General features: G+C 38.9%; 19 protein-coding genes. 11 read left to right on the top strand and 8 right to left on the bottom strand.

Translation table 11 applies throughout. The features are described from left to right. The first annotated feature begins 53 nt into the window (after positions 1-53). Positions 54-296, top strand: a complete 243-nt coding sequence (locus CSV60_RS10120) for a hypothetical protein (RefSeq protein WP_099631709.1) — start codon at positions 54-56, stop codon at positions 294-296. A 39-nt stretch (positions 297-335) separates the two neighbouring features. Here CSV60_RS10120 and CSV60_RS10125 read toward each other — a convergent pair whose 3' ends face one another. After that, complete coding sequence (locus tag CSV60_RS10125) at positions 336-830, bottom strand: TspO/MBR family protein (RefSeq protein WP_099636916.1); 495 nt, start codon at positions 828-830, stop codon at positions 336-338. 54 nt (positions 831-884) lie between these two features. After that, positions 885-2459 carry an amidohydrolase gene (locus CSV60_RS10130; protein ID WP_099636917.1) on the bottom strand — a complete coding sequence of 525 codons (1575 nt, stop codon included), beginning with the start codon at positions 2457-2459 and terminating at the stop codon, positions 885-887. Positions 2460-2703: 244 nt separating this feature from the next. On the opposite strand from CSV60_RS10130, the gene CSV60_RS10135 reads away from it, so the two are divergent. Next, the gene (locus CSV60_RS10135; RefSeq protein ID WP_099636918.1) at positions 2704-3033 is read left to right on the top strand and encodes a YunC family protein; all 330 of its coding nucleotides are present in this window, start codon (positions 2704-2706) and stop codon (positions 3031-3033) included. A 96-nt stretch (positions 3034-3129) separates the two neighbouring features. Here the strand turns inward: CSV60_RS10135 and CSV60_RS10140 are convergent, their stop codons facing one another. Further along, positions 3130-3366: a hypothetical protein gene (locus CSV60_RS10140; RefSeq protein WP_099631712.1), complete on the bottom strand. Its 237-nt coding sequence runs from the start codon at positions 3364-3366 to the stop codon at positions 3130-3132. 30 nt (positions 3367-3396) lie between these two features. Beyond that, positions 3397-3585, bottom strand: coding sequence for a hypothetical protein (locus tag CSV60_RS10145; RefSeq protein ID WP_099631713.1), 189 nt, complete (start codon positions 3583-3585; stop codon positions 3397-3399). Positions 3586-4228: 643 nt separating this feature from the next. On the opposite strand from CSV60_RS10145, the gene CSV60_RS10150 reads away from it, so the two are divergent. Further along, complete coding sequence (locus CSV60_RS10150) at positions 4229-8077, top strand: AAA domain-containing protein (RefSeq protein ID WP_099636919.1); 3849 nt, start codon at positions 4229-4231, stop codon at positions 8075-8077. 4 nt (positions 8078-8081) lie between these two features. Further along, on the top strand, positions 8082-8816 hold the full coding sequence (locus CSV60_RS10155; protein WP_099636920.1) for a hypothetical protein: 735 nt from the start codon (positions 8082-8084) through the stop codon (positions 8814-8816). A gap of 40 nt (positions 8817-8856) precedes the next feature. Here CSV60_RS10155 and CSV60_RS15970 read toward each other — a convergent pair whose 3' ends face one another. Further along, positions 8857-9015: a hypothetical protein gene (locus tag CSV60_RS15970; protein ID WP_199173172.1), complete on the bottom strand. Its 159-nt coding sequence runs from the start codon at positions 9013-9015 to the stop codon at positions 8857-8859. A gap of 234 nt (positions 9016-9249) precedes the next feature. Between CSV60_RS15970 and CSV60_RS10160 the strand changes: the two genes are divergently transcribed. The 3 genes from CSV60_RS10160 to CSV60_RS10170 all read left to right on the top strand — a co-directional run bounded on the left by CSV60_RS10160 (position 9250) and on the right by CSV60_RS10170 (position 11277). Beyond that, entirely contained in the window at positions 9250-9543 is a 294-nt protein-coding gene (locus tag CSV60_RS10160; protein ID WP_143560709.1) for a KGG domain-containing protein, read from the top strand. A gap of 590 nt (positions 9544-10133) precedes the next feature. After that, entirely contained in the window at positions 10134-10463 is a 330-nt protein-coding gene (locus CSV60_RS10165; RefSeq protein WP_099636921.1) for a KGG domain-containing protein, read from the top strand. 262 nt (positions 10464-10725) lie between these two features. Further along, on the top strand, positions 10726-11277 hold the full coding sequence (locus CSV60_RS10170) for an integrase (RefSeq protein WP_099631717.1): 552 nt from the start codon (positions 10726-10728) through the stop codon (positions 11275-11277). Between the two features lie 30 nt (positions 11278-11307). On the opposite strand, the gene CSV60_RS10175 is transcribed toward CSV60_RS10170, so the two are convergent. After that, positions 11308-12042: an HAD-IIB family hydrolase gene (locus CSV60_RS10175; protein WP_099631718.1), complete on the bottom strand. Its 735-nt coding sequence runs from the start codon at positions 12040-12042 to the stop codon at positions 11308-11310. Next, entirely contained in the window at positions 12011-13228 is a 1218-nt protein-coding gene (locus CSV60_RS10180) for a glycosyltransferase (RefSeq protein WP_099631719.1), read from the bottom strand. Before CSV60_RS10180 ends, CSV60_RS10175 begins: the two co-directional genes overlap by 32 nt. A 145-nt stretch (positions 13229-13373) precedes the next feature. Between CSV60_RS10180 and CSV60_RS10185 the strand changes: the two genes are divergently transcribed. The 3 genes from CSV60_RS10185 (at position 13374) to CSV60_RS10195 (ending at position 17118) form a co-directional block, all read left to right on the top strand. Further along, complete coding sequence (locus CSV60_RS10185; RefSeq protein ID WP_099636922.1) at positions 13374-14582, top strand: CDP-glycerol glycerophosphotransferase family protein; 1209 nt, start codon at positions 13374-13376, stop codon at positions 14580-14582. 84 nt (positions 14583-14666) lie between these two features. Then, positions 14667-16025 (top strand): sodium-dependent transporter, encoded by a 1359-nt coding sequence (locus CSV60_RS10190; protein ID WP_099631721.1) that lies wholly within the window; start codon positions 14667-14669, stop codon positions 16023-16025. 289 nt (positions 16026-16314) lie between these two features. Beyond that, positions 16315-17118: an alpha/beta hydrolase family protein gene (locus CSV60_RS10195; protein ID WP_099636923.1), complete on the top strand. Its 804-nt coding sequence runs from the start codon at positions 16315-16317 to the stop codon at positions 17116-17118. 191 nt (positions 17119-17309) lie between these two features. On the opposite strand, the gene CSV60_RS16255 is transcribed toward CSV60_RS10195, so the two are convergent. After that, on the bottom strand, positions 17310-17492 hold the full coding sequence (locus CSV60_RS16255; protein WP_158233171.1) for a hypothetical protein: 183 nt from the start codon (positions 17490-17492) through the stop codon (positions 17310-17312). A gap of 98 nt (positions 17493-17590) precedes the next feature. Between CSV60_RS16255 and CSV60_RS10205 the strand changes: the two genes are divergently transcribed. Then, the gene (locus CSV60_RS10205) at positions 17591-19531 is read left to right on the top strand and encodes an alkaline phosphatase family protein (RefSeq protein WP_099636925.1); all 1941 of its coding nucleotides are present in this window, start codon (positions 17591-17593) and stop codon (positions 19529-19531) included. Positions 19532-19634: the final 103 nt, after the last annotated feature.

Here is a 19634-nt window from a genome sequence, read left to right on the forward strand (position 1 = left end):
TTCCCTTTCTGGATACTGTAGGATAGACGTAACAGCCAGGAAGGGGAGATGACATGTTTAAGCATCCAGGTATTGCCGCCGTGCTTAGTTTTTTCTGGACTGGCGTCGGTCAAATCTATAATGGACAAATCCTTAAAGGGATTTTACTTATTATCTTGCAAGGAATCAACGGTCTGCTCATGTTTGTAGGTATCGGTTTCATTACGTATCCCATTGTATGGATTTGGGGTATGTATGACGCTTATAAGACTGCCGAGCGTATGAACTACAATCAAAATCAATATAATCAACATTGAAAAATGTCCCAGCCAGTAGTGGCAGGGACATTTTTATGTTCACTTATTTAATTTCCATGTAGAGTAATTTAATACTAGTGCAAACATAACCCATCCAATATAAGGTACCATCAATCCGCCTGCGATACGATCAGTCTGATTGAATTCATAAGCGGTCATAGCAATTGCACCTAACAAAATCGTCATCTCTATCAGTGCTGTACCTCGTAAATTCCATTTAAAGAACAAGAAGGACCAAAGAAAATTAAGGCCTAATTGTACGTCATACAACGAGATAGCGGTATCTTTCCATTGCGATGGCTGCTTCATTTCCACGCGGTAATTCGCAACACCCATTATCGTATATAAAGCTGTCCAAGCAAATGGAAATGTAGCTCCGGGAGGAGAAAATGAAGGTTTCTTCAACTTGGCATACTGTTTTTGCGTATTGCGGTTAGCAAGAAATCCGATAATCGATCCGCCCACTACTGGAATTAACACGTTACGCGTGAGCTTCTTCCAATCCAGTTCACCATATACTTTTAATAATTCCAAGGTAAAACCCCCTTTTTAGAAAGTTTCCCCCATTCACTAGTTACTAAACAGTGATTACGTATTCGTTGTATACATAATTTCACCAGCGACAATAGTTTTTTCTACTTGTATTTCAGTTATTTGATCAACGTCTATAGTGAAAACATCGTCTTTCAAGACCGTGAAGTCTGCATCAAATCCAACTGAGAGTTTTCCTCTTGAATGCATTTTACCTATAGTAGCCGCTGCGCCTGAAGTAAATAATTGTACTGCCTCATAACGACTAAGTTTTTCATCTGGCAAATATCCTTCATGCTGTTCCGTACATAATCTTCTGGTGATTGCTGCGTGTATACCTAGCAAAGGATTCGGGTCTTCAATAGGAGCATCTGATCCCCCGCCACAAATAAAACCTTTAGTTAGAAGCTTCTTCCATGCATATGCCCAGTCAAGCCGGTCTTCACCCAGTCGGTCCCTAACCCAAGGGAAATCAGAAGGAACGAACGCAGGCTGTATATCTAAAACAATGGGAAGCCTTTGCATTCGCTCTACTAAATCATCACGTAATAAAATGACATGTATAAACCGATCTTTCTTGCCGGCTGGAGCAGGATACTTTTCAATGACATCTAGTGCTTTTTCAACTGCTAGATCACCAATCACATGTATGGCAACAGCTTCTCCATAGTGTCTTGCCATTTTGACATAGTTATCGATCTCTTCATCGGTCAATACAGCTGTTCCTACATTATCGGGTTCATCGGTGTACGGCTCACTTAACAGCGCAGTACTGCCGCCAAAAGCGCCATCAATGAAGAACTTCATCTCACCAGGCTCTACCCACGGTGTATTATAGAGCATATGGTCTTCCATCAAATCAGAAAATACACTAACATGACACAGTAAATGAGCACGAAATTTTCGATCACCACCGAGAACATTATTGAAAGCTTTCAATGGCGTCTGATAGTGACCATAGTAACCTAAGTCATCGGTCACAACACCTGTCAACCCAACAGATAGTAAATGATCAACAGAAGTTTCCAAAGCTTTCGTAACATAGTCCTCTGTTGGAGTCGGTAAAAGTTGAAGCACTAGCTGCATAGCACCTTCTTTCAATAACCCTGTCGGCTCGCCGTTATGATCGCGTTCAATGACACCATCATCAGGATCAGGTGTCTCTTTTGTAATACCAGCTAGTTCCAGAGCCTTTGAATTGACGATAGCAGCATGCCAACAAGTGCGTTTTAATAGCATGGGTGAATCTGTTACAGCATCCAACTCATAGCGAGTGAAGATTTTCTTGTCAGGAAAATTATTCTCATCCCAACCTTCCCCAATGAACCATTCGTCTTCTGGCAAATCTTTATAGGCGTTTAGAAGCAGCTCCATCATATGTTCTGAAGAAGTGGTGTTGGATAAATCAAGGCGCAACAGCTTTTCACCTTGGCCGATCATGTGCATATGATTATCGATAAAACCAGGGTAAACAAAAGCACCTTGCAAGTCTATTTGAGTATCAGCTTGATTTTTTAGTTCATCATATGAACCGGTCGCTAGTATTTTTTCGTCGTTTGTAAGTAAAGCATCTATTGTATGTCCTTCATTTTGCATCGTATAAAAGAGTGCATTAAACCAAATCGTTGTCATACCGAAACCTCCTTATCTACCTATAGTAAACTGAATAAGATGAATCAACAAATAGTAGATGAAAAATTTTATATGAAATACGTTGAGCTAATTAGCGATTCTGAAGTGTAGGTTGGATATTCACACAACAGAGTAGCACATGAATACATAACGACGTCATACTTTTACCATAATAGGTGAGATTTTCATGCATTCCAGTGTAGGAAAGGTTGTAAGATGAATCACGTTTTGACTGGCTTATCATATGCTGATAAAGAAAGGGGTGGGTGTCTTGATTGAACATCAAATCATATCTATAGATGGACAGTCATTTCAAGCAGTTACGGTAAAACTACCGAAAACGACGCTACTTACAGTTTCGAATGACAAAGGGTATATTATGTGTGGGGCACTTGATGTAGGATTATTAAATAGTGTACTAGCAGACCGAAAAATTGTTGCGGGACGCGCGGTTGGTGTGAAAACGATAGAGCAATTGCTGGCAGCCCCGCTAGAATCTGTAACGCTGGAAGCTGAGAACTATGGCATTTCCGCAGGTATGATTGGATCAGAAGCACTGTTAAAAATGACATAAAAAGTGACGCCCGTTTTGATGGGCGTCACTTTTCTAATCTGCTTTCATATCGGTTAAGTACTCCACGAGTTTGTTACAGTGTATTTCAAAACATCATTATTCCTTTTCATATTTCTCTTCACTGGACGAACGATTTTTCGTCTCACGATGATGTCTTTCTTCTTCTTCCTCCATACGAACATCTTCCAAAGGAATAGCGTCTACGGTCTGCATATCTTCATGCATATCATAAATGCTTTCCTTATCCGTTTTTAAATTTTCGGGGTTATCCATATAACCGCCCTCTGCCCTGTTACGGTCTTTTTCTGTAAAAACTCTTTTCTCTTCGCTCATGCAAATCTACTCCTTTGCGATTCAATATATTTAGTCTAAAAATCTACCTAGTAATCCTTTATTTGGTTCAGGTTTCTGAGTGTTACCTTTACGTTCGCCGCGCATAGGTGTGTCATTGAACTCGTCGAATTGACGAGACAATTTGTCCCGTGCATCTTTGTTACGCATTAAATAGGCTGCTCCTAAACCAATAGCTGTCAACGCCATTCTTTTTTTCATATAATGCTCCTCCTCGTTATTGTTTCTTATATGTTGTTTTCCCAGTTTTCATTCATATTAAACAACTCACATGGTTTAGCGACAAAACAAAAAACAGTCAGTGATTAAAACCTTCTAATCACTGACTGTTCTTCTCTAACTATGCGGAAAATTTTATGTTGCGATTACTCCATACTGACGATATTGTACCCTCGTAGTATGCGTTTTGCATGTTGCACTGCTTAACTTCTTTGAAGCAGGAATTTCACTTGCACTTACACAAAAAACTTCATTCGCATTACCTGGTAAACCTGTCTTTCATTTGGAATCTTAAAAGCAGATTCCCAAACCGAGTGTACCACTTGCCAGTAAAGAAAAGTTTTCCGCCAAGGCTGTGCATCTCGTCCAGATCTAGCAGCTTACTTCACTAACTAGTTCCTTCAGTTTGCCTTGTAGTAATAGTATACCCATACAAACTATTTCTAAACATCTTTTTTAAATTAATTTGAAAAAGTTTTTTTGAGATTTTTCTTACTCGCGGTATATGCACTTATGATCTATAATAGAGGACTGAGGTGAGAGCTTTGAACAAGGGAATAACAGGGAGAAGCACGATGTATAATCTTGCTGAAGTAAAGCCCTATGTTGAAAAGAATGAACTACCATGAGTGTGTTAAAAAATATAGAAATGATACTTTGCAGTCTGGAAATAACGAAAAATGCACGAAAAGGTTTGGAACAGTGGTTTCTAAGTGAAGAGGCTTTTGTTTCTTCAGAGTCTGTTTTTGATATACATATTGAAAAGAAACCAGAGAATCGTATGGGGAACCAATCCTATGCGCTGTTTTTTGATCCACATACAAATAAAAGGTTTGCCAAAGAAGTACAGCAACGTGTGGCAGTTATGGAGTGCGTATTGAAACCGGATGGCTTGCTCGCAACAGGCTTTCATGTCAGAGGTGCAAGAGAGCCTGTTCAGACAAATCGGCGGCTACATACAGCAATAAAATTCAGGTTAAACCGTGCAGGAGTCGCACTGCCAATTGAATTTTACACAAGGTTGCGTCAATTGCCCATCGCAGAAGAGCGTTCAGAATATGTAAAAAAACGCATTGAAAGTTGGGAAGGCTATCTACAAATTGCAGAGAAAAATGCGGATGTAGCGGATATCTCCTGTACATTTAGCCAAGCCAGTTTTACTAGTGATTTTACAAAGGTACGTCTTCAATGTAAAGATTTGCAAATGAAAAATTGGAAGCAACTCCGTGGATTTAGTGTAAAAATGAATGAACTCACCACTGAGATCGGTCAAGTCATCGATGCTCAGAAAGGACAGAAAATCCTTGTCGTAGAACTAAATCAACGGTTTCAGAAGAAAGCAAGATCTGAGCACTGGTTACCAACACGTAATAAAAGCCTAGTGCTGACGAACTTTGCTGAATTAAGTCAGATTCGTCGGTTACGTAAAGGTTTCAAAGACTTACAAGATGGTCTAGCGGCAAATGCGAATTTGGAAAAGATCTTATTTGAGGAACGACCTGTCGTGCAAATTACGAATAAACAGCCGAAACTGGAGTTTCATAATAATTTAAATGAATTCCAGCAAGAAGCAGTCTCGGGCGCGATGAAGGCACATGACTTGTTTGTAGTCCAAGGTCCTCCCGGCACAGGTAAAACAACGGTAATATCCGAAATTTGCTATCAGAACGTCAAAGCCGGCTTGCGGACACTTGTTGCATCCCAATCAAATCTAGCAGTAGATAACGCACTCGGTCGATTACTTACAGATCCAGCGACACGCATTTTACGTTATGGGCGATCAGAAAGTATCGAAGAAGAGGGCAAGCGTTTCATGGAAGAAAATGTGGCGTTGCACTGGAGAAATGAAACAATTGAAACCGTACAAGCAACACGTGCAATTTATCGAAAAAAAGATATCGAATTGCAAAAGCATGCGGATCAATTATCCAATCAGGTTAAACAAAATACAGAATTGAAAATCATATTAACTGAGCAACTACAAATGCAAAACATAGTGCAAGAGAAGTTGAAAAAACTAAAGTCTGAATACTTTTCTCGGAAATCTCTGCTTGAGCAGTCTGTACGCAGGCTTTCTCAAAAGCAGCAAAAAATGGCGCAAACTGAAGTTGACCTTGCTCAACACGTAAAGGAAATTGCAGGGTTACAGAAACAGCTAAAAACAGAGCCGAATAAAGAAGAATTGTCAGGTCAAGTGGAAGAATCTTTACAAGAGCAGTGCTTATTAAGACAGACACAATCTTACATCAACTGGCTTGCAAAATTGCGGAGCAATACCGAAGCACACCAAAAGATGATGGAAGAATACAAAACTCTTCCTGATAAAGAACGATTGCTACAAGCAACACATCGTCTCGTAAAGTCTCAGACGAAAATGAAAGATATCCAACTGACGCTCGCTGAAAACCAGATTGAATTACCTATTCATATTACGTTGCGGAATAACGACTTACAACGAATCATCAAGTCGATTGAAAGTGGAGAGTATTCCTATGAATTTCAGGAATGGAAGGAACTTCATGAACGATTTCAGACGGCTATTAAAAAAACACAATCTCTTTTGCAGACGCACCGTTATCCGGTAGAAACCATTACTAAGCGCTCAACCGAAAATTTCACAACTATACAAGAAATGCATGAAATGATTGATCGTTTAGGAAAGTTTTTAATCAATCCTACAACAAAAAAAGTGCTGCAAAATAAAGAAATTTCATCCGGGAAAATGGAAGTTCTACAAAAAATTGCACAAGGTATGTCATTGTTTTACGGTAAAGAAGAGATCGTTCGTGCAAAAGGAATTGATCTTCAACAACAGAAAGTCCACTCTGTAAAGGAAGTATTTGCGGAAGTGAAATATGAGATTTTGAGATTCCTCCAACAGGAACTTCATGAAATACAAGCCAATATACAGCGAAAGGAAGAGTTGAAGCAACATCTGGAATCCAAGCAAATAGCATTGGAGAAAAAGATTGATGAATACCTACAAACCAACGGGCCGCCTGAAAAACAGTGGCAGGGAAATCAACTCACACAGGCAATTGATCAGCTTGAAACGAAGATATTGGAGTGCAGACAACGAATAAAAAACGTAACGCAATTAGCAGCAACCTTAACTACTTCGGAACTAAAGTATTCTCAAGCAAAACAACTACTTGAACAAGAAAAAATAGAAGTCAGAGAAGTAGAGCAAAAAACATTGCAATTACAAGAAGAACAGCAACAACGACAGCAGAAAATAGAAGAACTTGCCGTTCAATTGAAACCAGATTTACCAGAGCAATTAGAGAAAATAGAAATAGAACTTGCTCAAGCTGAAACACGAAAAGCAGAAATAGTAAAAGAACAACAACAGCTTCCTATCCTACAAGAACTACAGGCGCAGTGGGAGGAATTGCTGCGTGATGCCAATGAATATGACCTTGACGAAATCCGTAAGCTGTATATCGATCATGCGAACGTAATAGGCACGACATGTGTCGCATCAGCTTCTAAAAAGTTTATGGAAGAATACCCTGTCTTCGACGTAGTGATTATTGATGAAGTATCTAAAGCAACACCGCCAGAATTATTATTACCCATGCTAAAAGGTAAAAAAGTTATTCTAGTGGGTGACCATCATCAGTTACCGCCACTTGTAGGTCAAGAAACGATGGACGAACTGGTAGATCAGCAAAAAGATCCAGAAGTGCAACGTGAAATGAAAAAACTACTTAATGAATCATTATTCGAACGGTTATTCCGTACGTTGCCCAAGCAAAACAAAACGATGCTCAGTATTCAGTACCGGATGCATGAAAAAATCATGGAAACTATCGCACCATTTTATAAAGACGGGGACTATCAATTACAATGCGGGCTTCCCAATTCAGACGAATTGCGTGATCATCTGCTCGAAAGCAGTAATATCACTAGAAAAGACCATTTGCTATGGCTAGATACACCCAATACACCTTCATTTTTCGAAAATCAAGTCAAAGGGGGGACAAGTCGTTTCAATGAAGCGGAGCTCACCATCGTTCAAGATACGTTGCTAGATATAGAACAAGCGACGGAAAAAGCTAAAAAAGACGGCCTTATGAAGCCAGACGAAAAGAAAAGCGTCGGTGTTATTAGTTTTTACGGTGAACAAGTGAAGCGAATTGATCGATTGATCCAACAAGAAATTCGTCCCAAACAATTACATTGCCGAACAGGTTCGGTAGATAAGTTCCAAGGTATGGAAATGGATATTATTATTTTGAGCTTCGTTAGAAATCATGATAATAAAAATGGTGACATTGGATTCGCTAAAGATTATCGACGTCTGAATGTGGCTTTATCACGTGCAAGAGAACTGCTCATTATCGTTGGGAGTTCTGATATGTTCACCATCCATACTAAAAATGCTACTACGAGGAATATGTATAAACACTTGCTAGAAGTTGTAGATCATCAAGGTGGATTGCGCAAAATAAACCAAATCCAGGGGAGATGAGTAAATGGATTTGCTTCGAAAAAAATTACAACAAGAACTCGAGCAACAACCCGATATCCATATACAACAATCAGACAGCTGGGGATTGCCGGTCGAGCTTATTAAAATACCCTACACAACGATTAAACGCACGACGATGGACATATTAATGAAAATGATCTTATTAACAATTCAAAGGTTAGATGTATCTGAGCCCAAGGTAATTGCAGATTTTCTTGCCGTTGAACCACTGTTTATAGAGAATTTGTTTAATAAGATGGAAGCTGCACAGATGATCAAGTTGCGTAAAGACAGTTTTGAATTGACGAGCGTTGGAGTAAATCAATTACAATCAGGTATTTACGAACATCCACCTGAAAAGGCAGAAAAAAAGTTTTATTATAGTCCTTGCCACAATTCAATTTTATGTGAACAACCTGAAAAAGTTTTTACGGCAAAAGTTAAAGAGTTTAGATTAGCTCAGAAATTCACAAGAAGTCCGCAAGAACTAGATGATGAACAATTGCGAGTGACACTACTTGCTACTCGCGTAGAAGTTGCAGAAGGTTCACTTCAGAATGTGGTAGATAAAATAGAGATCCCGCAAAAGCTTGAAAACCAACATATTCCTTGTGTGGAGTTCTACGTTTATAATCGTGCGGAAAACAGCTATTTCACTAGAGTGTGGAATACTTTAACGGAAGAATGGGACGAGCACTTGGAGAAACTTCTAGATGATCAAGCCCCACTTCGGAAATAAATAAAAAAGATCAGGGATAATTTCCCCTGATCTTTTTTACTTAAGACTTACGCTTTTTTTGTGTGGGAGCTTTACGTAATTCGGCGAATTCTTTCGCGATTTCTTCATGCATATCGCGTGCAGCAATCGTCTGGTTCTTTGGCGTTTGTGGTAAGGAGCCGGCCGATTTACTTCCTTTAGTATGTTCATCTCTTCCCATTTGTCAATCTCCCTTCTGTAAGTACCTTCATACGTAAGTTGGTTCAAAATTGAAAAGTTATACGTGAAAAAAGGGATAGCGTTTGGCAAATTCATTTAAATGGGGAATAAATTCTATTCTGTAAGTCTTCCATTCGAAAAGAAGCTGTTTAAGATGTCTTGTGTTTAGCACGTAGTATATTGGGAATATATTCATTAGGCTTTGTAAGTTGAATAATAAGGAGGAAGAATATATATGACTAACCAACATCATACAGAACAAAAGAAGAAAATGACTTTGAAAGAAGCGGGACGTAAAGGCGGTCAAGCCACCTCTAAAAAGCATAACAAAGAGTTCTATGAACAGATTGGTCGTAAAGGTGGGGAAGCCACAGCTAAAAAGCATAGTAGCGAATTTTATAAAGAAATTGGTCGGAAAGGTGGAAAAGCTACTTCCGAGAAGCACGATAAACAATTTTACGAGAACATTGGACGTAAGGGCGGTGAAGCTCGCGCCAGTCAGCGTAATGAAAAACATACATCCGTATGATTTTACATGGTAAAACAGTCAGCAGTTCTCAAAGATTCTTTACATTAAATAACACAGTAAAAACCGGGGAAGTATGGATAACCCCGGTTTTTCGAATGGATTAATGCCACATTGCAACACGTAGGATGTGCGTTTTTTAATAAAACAGCGGCTTGGCATAATATGGCAAACCCTCGGGAAATGTCTTCTTTTATATCCATAAATATTTTTTGTCATTTGTTGCAAATATTAGGAAGCGTTACTGCCTGTTTTATATTCATCGTACACCACGGTTGTGTCTCCTTTCTTTTAAAAGATCTAAAAGGTCTATTGTAAGTAGGCGTAATTGTATAATAAATATGCAGCTTTTATTGTAAAAGATAAATAAATTCAGATTTAAATGGGGGTAACCAAGAATAAATTTGTGATTTGTTAAAATTAGCGGGTATTAACACCTAAAAATATAAATAATAAATAGAATTTTCTATCACTTTTATACTGATATGCCATTAAAATCATTTTATAAGTTTATTCTCATGTCTGCTGGGAATATATCTAGTAAGCTTGTCGACGAGCTAAAAACGATTAATGTAATAGGAGGAATTATAAAAATGGCTAACCAAAACAATCGCAACAACAATGATGAGAAAATGAGTCTTGAAGAAGCGGGACGTAAAGGCGGAGAAGCTACCTCTAAAAATCATGATCAGGAATTCTACGAAGAAATCGGTCGTAAAGGTGGGGAAGCCACCTCTAAAAACCATGGCCAGGAATTCTATGAAGAAATCGGTCGCAAAGGTGGCGAAGCAAGAGCCGATCAGAACGACTCAAATAACTCAGGCAACTCGAACAACAATAGCCGCAATAATGGTAAAATGAGCCGAGAAGAAGCGGGTCGTAAAGGCGGAGAAGCACGTGCTAGACAGCGCGATAATAACTGATAACTGGGGAATGCTATATACACATAAAATCTAATATAAAGGCAAAATGAAAATACTCTTGAATCATTTATATGATTCAAGAGTATTTTTACGTAGTGAAATGGGTGTTTTGTCTGAAGCGTGAATTCATTTTTTAAATTTGAAATTAAACAGGCAATTAATCATAAAGTATATTGATTGAATATATAAGGGTTAGTATAATGTTCTCAGGAATAAAATTCTGTGGAAGAAACATATATAAGGGAAACAGGGATGAATGAGAATGGATAATCAGGTTGTGTCTTTAAATGTACTACAATGTATTGACGATGTTATGAAAAATGTGTGTATGAAAGAAGAAATCCGAAAAGTTCAGGATGGAATCAATATGAGTTATAATTTTATAGGAAAATATATTGGATTTGACGAAGGGCGGCTGAAAACTGCCTATGGAGAGCTCGCTTTTTTCTGTTCGTTTGAGACATATGTACAGACCCTTACCATGCATGAACTGGGCCACGCCATTGATCTGCCTGCTTTAGAAGAATCAATAGCGAGAACCATGGAAATTTTCACTATGAAAAAGAGTTTTACTATGGAAGAGATTTATCAATCGCCTGATTTGTTGGAAATGCTGATTGAAGAAGATGAAATGAACTTAGCTTTCGAAGTAACCGCTTGGAAAAATGCGTACAAGTTGAACGAGCGGTATCAGATAGTCAACCTAATCGATTTTCATTCAATTAAAAATACTAGTCTGGCTACCTATAACAAACTCTCTCAAAATCATTTACAAGTTTACCGTCAGCTGATAAAAGAAAATTCTTTAAAGTAAAAACCAATTGGACACCAAGCCAACTGGTTTTTAGATGTGAATTGTAGGATAGAAATGGTCCCAAGCTTCTTTTATGCCGTCTGCATAATACCCTTCAGCGCGGTAAAGAAGCGCATGGGGTGGCAGCTCATTCAATTCATCTTGAGCATTTCCAACAATAACGGCGGGATAATCAAGTGACAGCATTTCAGCGTCATTGCCTGAATCCCCTGCGAGTAAAATATTCACGCCTTTCTTAGCATATTCAAGAAGGACATATTCCATTGCTTTGCCTTTACCGCTACGTTCAGGTAGTATATCCAAATCACTTCCTGAACTGTATACGATATGACAGGGAATATGATGAGTATCGAGCTTAGCTTGAATAGCTTGTACGATATGTGGCTGACAGGAATCTAGGGTATAGGATATACGCTTTTGATGAGGTAAGTTCTGCCGGATTATCGAATGGAAGTCTGCAGAAGCTGATAGAACGTCATTAGGTGACCACGTTTCATTTACCCATGCGGCCCATGTCCTGTCTTCTGACCAATCAGGTGCATGGTAAATTGCTGTTCCAACATCCGTGATGAGGATATCGGGCAGTGGCAATTTTTCTTGTTTGATGAGTGAAAGCGCCGAATTTAAATGTCTGCCTGTTACATAAACGAGGGCAGGATCAAACTGTTTGTCACGGTAGAATGAGAAAAGGTTATTTAATGCTGTCTGATCACCGACTAACGTATTATCCAGGTCAGTCGCCAGCAAGTACGATTTTTGTTTCATTGGCAACTCCTTTGTATGCTCTTGCCATTTTGTATGCGATTACTCTCCAATCAAATTCCTCACGTGCATAAGCAGCTGCTCTCTGTCCTAGCTTTTTGGTGAAATGAGGCTTATCCAATAGAGTAGACATGACTTGTGATAGTTGAAAGGGATTGTTATGCTCCACGTGCAGACCTGTCATGCCATGCATTATAATGTTCTGCAGTCCCCCGACTTTTGAAGCAATAACAGGACTTCCACATGCTTGCGCTTCCGCAGCGACCATTCCGAATGATTCATAATATGACGGGACAATAGTAGCGATTGAGTTAGTAAACAATCGAGCCAGTTGCTGTTGATTTTGAGGGCCCAGAAATTCCACTTTGTGATTAAAGCCTTCAATTGCCATACGAAGCTTCGGGCTCTTCGGTAAATGATTTGTAGGAGAAATACACGATTCACTGCCGCCTGCAATAATCAGCTTAGTACGGTCTGTGGAAGGACGGTCTTTTATAAACAGTTCAAATGCCTTTAGGAGAGTGTATATACCTTTCGTTGTTTGCAATCTACCGGCAAAGGCAAAGTAAGGTGATACTACAAGTTTTGGCTTGTTCGCTTGAAACGCTTTGTCAACACCGATAGGAATAACTTTCATAGGTGCTGGATTATCTATAAATTCACGGATTAGTTGTTTTTCCGATTGAGTTGTAACTACAATCAAATCTGCTGAAGTCAGAATCATTTTTTCAGTAAGCAAGCGGAGTGCTTCCGTGTTACCTGTTGCTTTCCGCTTCGCCATGCCCAGCGAATGATTCGTGTGAATCCAAGGAATACCCCACTTTTGCTTTATAAAAGAACCAACAAGGCCCGATAACCAATAATGAGTATGCACGACATCATAATCTTTGAAGTTAAGGGTCTTTGACATTTCATCAAAGAAGGCGGGAATCAGACGGTACATTTCATTTTTTTGCACAAAATAATGTTTTCCTGCTGCTATGCGTATGACACGGCAGGCGGTTCCGAAACGTTCAACTTGAGGTGTATCTAGACTATTCCAATGCGTGACCACATCTACCGCATACCCCTCACTCTCTAAAGCTAGAGCCAGTTGTCTAACATAATTATTTTGGCCGCCGGCTTGCTCACTGCCTAGTGGTGCTAACGGATCACCATGATCAGAAATAAACAATACTTTTCTTACCATGCCTTTTAATGCTCCTTTCTTCATACTTTTCAAACAAATAATTCTTAAAGCTCTATTCATTTACCCTAAATATCTCAAAGAGAAACATATATTGGTTTATTATGTATAAATATAGGGGAAATGAAGGAAGTCTGGAGGTGAATGTATGCAGCTAAAACAAAGCCCTGTATGGAAAACAGGATGGACATATGTTAAGATTCTGGCAGCCTATGTAATCACTAAATTATTTTATCGAAAGAATACCGACATAATTCTGTTGATTGGCGGAAATCTTGGAGAAAAATACGAGGATAACGCTGCGGTGTTTCATCGCTACGCTATAGATAACTTTTCGGAGCAAATGGATATTTACTGGATGTATGATCCGCAATACGATTACATAAAAAAACATGAGATTCCGAATGCTGTGCCGCTTGGCAGTTTACGTAATTATTTATTATTCTTTCGAGCGAAGTATTCCGTTCATGGTCATTCCATCATGTATGACTTGGCTCCTTATATGGATAAGTTCATCTTCTTGAATAAAAAAACCGTGATGTTGCATATCAGTCATGGTATTGAATGTTTCAAAAAGATTTTAATTCAGAAAGAAGATATCCCATTATTGGAAAGGTGTAATTACTTTAATTGTGCTTCGGAATATGAATATAATATCAAGCGCAATGAATGGGGGATACCAAAAGAAAAGTTGATTGTGACAGGTATGGCTCGTTTTGACCTGTTGCCATTCAATCGGCCTTCCTCTGAAATTAAACGTCTTTTGCTGATGTTTACTTGGAGAGAGTGGCTATTTGACCTAACTGAAGAAGAATTTTTAGAAAGTACGTATTTTCAATCAACCGTGGAACTTCTAAATAGCGAAAAGCTACAAGAGCTCGTCCAAGAGGAGAAGCTTGAAGTGAGGGTTATCCTACACCCTTTCATGAAACGTTATGAAACATATTTCAGAAAAAATAGTTTAATTAATGACCAGATATCTTTTTTCAGTTTCGATGAAATAGTAATTATGCGAGAATTGCATGATGCGGATCTGCTGATAACAGATTACTCCAGCATTTGCTGGGATTTTCTTTATATGAATAAACCTATTATTTTCTATACGTTCGATCAACAAGCATTTTTGGAAAATCGAGGTTCCTATTTAGATTTGGATACAGATCTATTTGGCTATAAGGCGAATAATCAAGGAAAGGTACTCCATTATTTAGAAACTATTATTGAAGAAAAACGATATGATAATCCTTTTTTCGGCAGAGCATCCGAATACATTGACTTTTTCGATCAGCAAAATTGTGAACGTCTAGCAAAGGCTCTTTTTCAAAAGGAATTTGTATTGAATCAGAGAGGTCATTAATAGCATTCTAAGAATGAAAAACATTTTCCTCTTGTTTCTATCGAAGCAGTACAGTATAACTGTAATAAACAGAAGTAAAGGAAAATGGGTGAAAAAGTGGAACAACGTAAAGAACAATGGTCTTCAAAGCTTGGATTTATTATGTCCTCGGCAGGTGCAGCAATTGGCCTTGGAGCAATCTGGAAATTCCCATATGTAACAGGAATGAGTGGTGGTGGCGCGTTTTTCCTATTATTCGTTATATTTACAGTTTTGATCGGATTACCAATGTTGATTTCCGAATTCATTATTGGACGTGGTTCAGGTAGAGAAGCAATTAATGCCTACAAGAAGTTGGCGCCAGCCAGTGCATGGCCGTGGATTGGCAAGCTCGGTGTTGCTGGATGTTTTCTTTTACTATCTTTCTATAGTGTAGTTGGCGGTTGGGTATTCGTATACAGCGGGTTATCCATTGGTGGCAAGATCATTAGTGAAGGTGCTTCCTATTCGGATCAATTTGGATCGGTTGTAGGTTCGCCAATCACGACATTGATCGGTCTGTTTCTATTTACTATCATTAACATATTAGTCGTTTCTTCCGGTGTACAAAACGGGATTGAAAAAGCGAATAAATATATGATGCCTTTATTATTTGTGTTTTTTATCATTTTAGTTATTCGTTCATTGACGTTGCCTGGTGCAATGGAAGGTGTATCGTTCTTTCTGAAGCCTGATTTCTCTAGCATTACAAGAGAATCCGTGTTATATGCACTTGGCCAGTCTTTCTTTTCATTGGCCGTCGGATTTTCTTGTATGGTAACGTATAGTTCATATTTGAAAAAAGATGTTAGTTTAACTTCATCTGCTAGTTCCGTAGTGGGGATGAATTTATTTGTTTCATTACTAGCAGGTTTAGCTATTTTCCCAGCAGTCTTCGCGTTCGGTCAAGAACCGGCTGCAGGACCAGAATTACTATTCATGGTGTTACCGGCAGTCTTTTCACAACTTCCACTCGGGCAAGTATTCTTGGCGTTATTTTTAATCTTGTTTTTGTTTGCAACATTGACGTCCTCGTTTAGTTTGTATGAGATTATTGTGGCAGCCATGACTGCAAGTGGCAAGCGGACACGTAGGTCAGTGACTTGGTTGATTGGTGCGGTTGTTTTCATTGCCGCGATTCCTTCTGCATTGTCTTCGAGTACGTTGTCAGGGTTCTTACTATTCGATAAGAGCATTTTTGATGCAACCGATTATCTGGTTAGTAATATTTTGCTACCAGCAGGATGTTTGCTAATCGCGTTGTTTATCGTCCACAAGATGGACCAAGTGTTGGTGCGCGATGAATTTACATTGTATAATACGCAATCCAAAGGCTTCTATCCGCTATGGCACTTTTTAATGAAGTGGGTAGTGCCATTGACTATTATTGTGGTATTCTTGAATACACTCGGGATTGTGAAATAAGGTAGGTACGGTAAAGAACTATTGATCCAACTAGTTCGCTAATGCAATGTATGTTCCTCGTGCTCATTATAATGAAACTAACTATCATACTTTGGGAAGTTTCCTCTTCCGAAATGAAAACCGGTCACAATAAAAATAGCGTTTTGTTCTTTAAGACTCTCTTCTACGAGAGTTTTTTTAATATGAAAATTAAAGATTCCTACAGGTTGATTTGACTTATTCATATCAAAATTATATAATACCTATTAAACATGTTGGAATAATATATTTTGACAGGAGTGGGTAAGAAATGCAAAAAATGATCGAGATTCGTTCTGGGGAAAATAATTTATCTGGTGCATTGCATCTGCCTGAATATAGAAAAGAAGCCATACCACTACTTATACTTGTTCATGGATTTGTGGGCAGTAAAGTAGGGGAGCACCGTTTGTTTGTAAAAGCTGCACGGTACTTTACGGAGCGTGGATATGGGGTATTCCGCTTCGATTTTAGCGGTTGTGGTGAAAGTGATGGGGATTATGCAGATGTAACTATAACCAATCAATTGAATGAATTACAGGATGTCATAAATTATTTAAGTTCAATCCGAGGGATAGATAAACAACGCATTACGATAGTGGGACACAGTATGGGTGGAGCTGTTGCATCACTTACGGCAGCGAGCGATACACGAATTAAGCAATTAATTCTTTGGTCACCGGTAGGCATGCCATACGAAGATATTACAGGGATTCTTGGACCGAAAGCAGTTCATGAGATTGTTAGACAAGGCAGTCATGATTACCATGGGTTTATGATCAGCCAAACGTTCTTGAAAGATTTGAAAAAACATCACCCAATTGAATCTGTTCGTTCATTTACGGGGCCAACGCATATTATTCATGCAAGGGCCGACGAGCAAATTCCGAAAGAACATGCGGCGCGATACGCTAATTCACTCAATAAACGCGTAAATGCCGAGCAAGTAGTTGAACAGTATATCGACAAAGCAGATCACACCTTTTCTGGTTATTCTTTTGAAGATGAACTATTTGAGAAAAGTTTGGCGTGGCTAAAAGGTAATTCGGCAGAAAGGTTTGTAGTGCAAAAATAAAGTGATTGAGATCTCCCGCAGAGTATAAATATGGCGGGAGATTTTTTTGGAATAAAATTAGGGTGACCTGATCTGTTCCCGCCGATGGTTTAGCAACTTGAATGAAACGCTCATTCAAAATGTTCCACTCTACAATAATTTCCGAATTTATACAAATTCAGAGCGGCGGTTCTTGAACGATAAATAATAAGCTATGTCAGCAATGTCCACCGCCTATATTTTGAATGCAGTGCGAATCTACTCAGGTACCTAAGGAAATCAGTCCTTATGGTATCAGGAGGTTGGGACTGAAATCCTTCGTAATTTTGCGGCGCTGCATTCAAGTTATTGACGTACTTCTGATGATGTTTACTATGGTGGATTTCATTTTTCACCTCCAGGAAAACGGTAAGAAACTATTCATGATTTTCTAGTTAGCAAGTTTACCTTGTTTTCATCAAGGGAATAGTTTTATAAAGCGAGGGATGTAAGCATGTTTAAACCTATAAAAATCTTTTTCATTATTATTTTATCTAGCATGACCGTTACTGCAACTCATTCAACTGGAAAAGCCGCTGAGACAACTGGTACAATTAGTGTCGTGTCATTTGACGGCTTGGGATATGGAGATGCACAACGTTACATAACTAAAGGAATCATGCCCAATTTAGAAGAATTTCAGCAACAGGCAGCCTACGCTACAGATTTTGTTACCATTACACCATCATTGACGGCACCATCACATGCAGCAATGTCTACTGGTGCTGAACCTTCCAAGACAGGTATTGTCAGTAATCAGTTCCATTCATCAGGAGAAAAAGTGAAAGATGACCAAAGTGGGTTTTCACAGACGTTAGGTGTTACGCCTATATGGAAAGAGGCAAGAAATCAAGGGAAGGTCACAGCAACCGTCTCCTTTCCCGACTCGAATCCGGATAACGCATCTGCTGCTACGTACGCTGTTTATTCTGGTGGAACCTTAGCAGAATCGAAACTTCATGACTTGGGGTTTTCAGAGATTAAGGATGGACGCGTTGAACAAATAAATGCAAGAACTTCCAAGGTAGAAGAAGCAGTTATTTCATTGGATATAAAAAACTCCCCTACTCAAAAGTTATACATTTTGCGAACAGATGAAAAAGAATCGAACTATTATATTTCCATGGATAGAAAGAAGTTGGGCGAAGAAGTATCACCCAATGATTGGATGGCTGTCGCGCTGAACTTACATAATCTCGATAGCGCAGGATTTTATGTGAAACTAAAAGGAGATCCTGAGAACAAAGAAGAACTTCAGCTATTTCAAGGTACTGTAATGGGCGGACTATACAAAGGACCTGGTCAATTTGCAGATAAGATTCAATCTGAATTCGGATTTTACCCAGCAGCTGATGAAATTGATGCGTTCAAAAATGGGGATATAACGAGGAAGGAATATGAACAAGTTGGCGAACGATTTGCGAATTGGGTGACGGATGTCAGCTTTTATATTAAGGAGCATTATCAGCCCGATCTGCTATTTTACTATTACTCCCTAGTAGATAATGAATTACATGAGTTCCTATTAAGAGAACCCGCACAACCTGGATATCAATTAGCGAATGTGTTGGAAAAAGAGGCATATGTCAGCTGGGCGTTTGGCCAAGCAGATCGAGCAATCGGTCGAATTAAAAACAATCTTAATGATGACGATCACTTATTGATTGTTTCCGATCATGGGTTGGAACCAATTCATACCAGACTTTCGCCGAATAAGGAATTGGAAAAGGCAGGACTACTTGTAAAAGATAAAAAGGGAAATATAGATGCATCTAAAACCAAAGCTTATGCAGAAGCGAGTGGAACGATCGCTCATGTCTATGTAAATTTGAAAGGCAGAGAGAAAAAAGGAATTGTGAAAAAAGAAGAATATGAACAGGTGAGGAATGAAATTGTATCGACCTTTACTAATAGGACCGTTTTTACTAGCCTAACCCAAGATCCGGAAAAGGTAGCACAACCTATTTTACGTTGGCTTACTAGTAAAAGTAAAAACGTTGAAAAGGTTTATATGTATCCGACTTTGTCTGTATTATCTAGCGAAGAGCAGTCACAAGTGTATCCATATGAGACTATTTGGACAGACGACTCAGAAGGGTATTCTGAGTTAAATAATAATAATAGTGGAGACGTGTTTTTATCTGCAGCTCCTGGATTTTTAATGGGGAAAGACGCAAAAGTTGCTGTCGAACCAACGCAGGAATTAGGGAGTCATGGCGGAAATCCTGAGCGCTTGCAATTACGGCCAATTTTATATGCGTCGGGACCTATGATTCCACCGGGGGAAATGAACAAAAGAATTACGATGACAGATATTGCTCCAAGTGTATATGAGTTATTGGACTTGCAAATTCCTAATTTTGTAGATGGAGAAGCCATTTGGTTAAGGGAATAGTTATATAGGTGAAATGAAAAGTATAATATTTTGATGCATATTGTTTTTCAGGAAGTGCGTAGGTAGAACATTACCTATCGCACTTCTTTTGTTATTAACAGAA

The sequence above is a fragment of the Sporosarcina sp. P7 genome (assembly GCF_002743425.1).
Lineage (GTDB): Bacteria > Bacillota > Bacilli > Bacillales_A > Planococcaceae > Sporosarcina.

Bases quoted from the DNA above. Each gene is read 5' to 3' on its own strand.
- CSV60_RS10120 (WP_099631709.1), top strand. From the start codon at position 54: ATGTTTAAGCATCCAGGTATTGCCGCCGTGCTTAGTTTTTTCTGGACT.
- CSV60_RS10130 (WP_099636917.1), bottom strand. From the start codon at position 2,459: ATGACAACGATTTGGTTTAATGCACTCTTTTATACGATGCAAAATGAA.
- CSV60_RS10135 (WP_099636918.1), top strand. From the start codon at position 2,704: ATGCTGATAAAGAAAGGGGTGGGTGTCTTGATTGAACATCAAATCATA.
- CSV60_RS10140 (WP_099631712.1), bottom strand. From the start codon at position 3,366: ATGAGCGAAGAGAAAAGAGTTTTTACAGAAAAAGACCGTAACAGGGCA.
- CSV60_RS10145 (WP_099631713.1), bottom strand. From the start codon at position 3,585: ATGAAAAAAAGAATGGCGTTGACAGCTATTGGTTTAGGAGCAGCCTAT.
- CSV60_RS10150 (WP_099636919.1), top strand. From the start codon at position 4,229: ATGAGTGTGTTAAAAAATATAGAAATGATACTTTGCAGTCTGGAAATA.
- CSV60_RS10155 (WP_099636920.1), top strand. From the start codon at position 8,082: ATGGATTTGCTTCGAAAAAAATTACAACAAGAACTCGAGCAACAACCC.
- CSV60_RS15970 (WP_199173172.1), bottom strand. From the start codon at position 9,015: ATGGGAAGAGATGAACATACTAAAGGAAGTAAATCGGCCGGCTCCTTA.
- CSV60_RS10160 (WP_143560709.1), top strand. From the start codon at position 9,250: ATGACTAACCAACATCATACAGAACAAAAGAAGAAAATGACTTTGAAA.
- CSV60_RS10165 (WP_099636921.1), top strand. From the start codon at position 10,134: ATGGCTAACCAAAACAATCGCAACAACAATGATGAGAAAATGAGTCTT.
- CSV60_RS10170 (WP_099631717.1), top strand. From the start codon at position 10,726: ATGGATAATCAGGTTGTGTCTTTAAATGTACTACAATGTATTGACGAT.
- CSV60_RS10175 (WP_099631718.1), bottom strand. From the start codon at position 12,042: ATGAAACAAAAATCGTACTTGCTGGCGACTGACCTGGATAATACGTTA.
- CSV60_RS10180 (WP_099631719.1), bottom strand. From the start codon at position 13,228: ATGGTAAGAAAAGTATTGTTTATTTCTGATCATGGTGATCCGTTAGCA.
- CSV60_RS10185 (WP_099636922.1), top strand. From the start codon at position 13,374: ATGCAGCTAAAACAAAGCCCTGTATGGAAAACAGGATGGACATATGTT.
- CSV60_RS10190 (WP_099631721.1), top strand. From the start codon at position 14,667: ATGGGTGAAAAAGTGGAACAACGTAAAGAACAATGGTCTTCAAAGCTT.
- CSV60_RS10195 (WP_099636923.1), top strand. From the start codon at position 16,315: ATGCAAAAAATGATCGAGATTCGTTCTGGGGAAAATAATTTATCTGGT.
- CSV60_RS10205 (WP_099636925.1), top strand. From the start codon at position 17,591: ATGTTTAAACCTATAAAAATCTTTTTCATTATTATTTTATCTAGCATG.